This window comes from Pseudomonas inefficax (genome assembly GCF_900277125.1).
GTDB lineage: Bacteria > Pseudomonadota > Gammaproteobacteria > Pseudomonadales > Pseudomonadaceae > Aquipseudomonas > Aquipseudomonas inefficax.
On record NZ_OPYN01000140.1, the window covers coordinates 1 to 1,594 of the forward strand.

The window sequence follows — 1,594 nt, forward strand, 5'->3', positions numbered from 1 at the left end:
CGGCAATCCCCGAGACATTGCTGGAAGCCGAATTCTTCGGCACTGCCCCCGGCGCCTTCACCGGCGCCGACCGCAAGGGCCGCAGCGGCAAGCTGCAGCTGGCCGAAGGCGGTACGCTGTTCCTCGACGAGATCGGCGACATGCCGCTGGGGATGCAGAGCACGGTGCTGCGGGTGTTGCAGGAGAAGGAGTACGAGCCGGTAGGCTCGAACCAGATGCTGCGCAGTGATGTGCGCATCNTTGCCGTCACCCCCATCGACCTGCCGGCGACCATCGCGCGCGGGGCATTCCGCGCCGAGCTGTATTACCGGTTGAACGTGCTGCNGNTCGAAGGNCCGCCCCTGCGGCAGCGGCTGGAGGACCTGCCGGCGCTGTGCGAGGCCATCCTGGGCGAACTGGGCAGCCAGTACGAGCTGGAGGCCGAAGCGCAGCAGCTATTGGCGCGGCATGCATGGCCGGGGAACATTCGCGAGCTGCGCAATGTACTGGAGCGGGCTACGCTGCTGGCGGATCAGCCGCGGCTGGGGGTGGCGGATCTACGGGCGGCATTGGGGCCGTTGAGCCCGGTGGCGGGTGAACCTGTGCGGCAAACTTACCGCGAGGCCTGCGAGGCGTTTGAACGCGAGCTGATTGCCGGGGCACTGGCCGAACATGGGGGAAATGTGCCGGAAGCTGCGTCGGCGTTAGGACTGGGGCGGTCAACGCTGTACAAGAAGATGGTAGCGCTCGGTCTCTAATTTGAGACTTATGTTTCCATTTTGAGATTGCCGCGAGGGCTTCGCCCTCGATCGCGACACAAGGCCGCTCCTATAGGAGATCGCGGTGCACTTGTAGGAGCGGCCTTGTGTCGCGATGGGCCGCAAAGCGGCCCCAAAATCTCAAGACAGAGACAAAAACTCACAAGAAAATAAAATACTCATATAAATCAACCAGTTAAAAACTGGCACGATTCCCGCTATCTCCTGCTCACCGATAAAAACAAGACTCACCCAGGAGACCCACCCCGATGACCGTGCTCATCGCCCTCGCCGCTCTGGCCCTGCTAATGCTGGCTGCCTACCGCGGCTACAGCGTAATCCTCTTCGCCCCCATCGCCGCCCTCGGTGCGGTACTGCTCACCGACCCCTCCGCCGTGGCCCCCGCATTCACCGGGGTGTTCATGGAGAAAATGGTCGGTTTCATCAAGCTCTACTTCCCGGTGTTCCTGCTAGGGGCCGTGTTCGGCAAACTGATCGAACTGTCCGGCTTCTCGCGCTCGATCGTCGCTGCCGCCATCCGCGTGCTTGGCACCCGCCAGGCGATGCTGGTTATCGTGCTGGTCTGCGCCCTGCTCACCTACGGCGGCGTGTCGCTGTTCGTGGTGGTGTTCGCGGTGTACCCGTTCGCCGCCGAAATGTTCCGCCAGAGCAACATCCCCAAGCGCCTGATCCCGGCAACCATTGCGCTGGGCGCCTTCTCGTTCACCATGGACGCCTTGCCCGGCACCCCGCAGATCCAGAACATCATCCCCAGCACCTTCTTCAACACCCCCGCCTGGGCCGCGCCCTGGCTGGGCCTGATCGGCACGCTGTTCGTGTTCTGCGTCGGCATGGCC

At 63.4% G+C, this 1,594-nt stretch carries 1 protein-coding gene and 1 pseudogene; both read left to right on the plus strand.

Annotated elements, in window-relative coordinates; genetic code table 11:
* On the plus strand, positions 1-737 hold a 737-nt coding region (locus JV551A3_RS16310), incomplete at its 5' end, for a sigma 54-interacting transcriptional regulator (RefSeq protein WP_167494828.1).
* Positions 738-1,006: 269 nt separating this feature from the next.
* A pseudogene (locus tag JV551A3_RS16315) lies at positions 1,007-1,594 on the plus strand (GntP family permease); the annotation flags it as partial.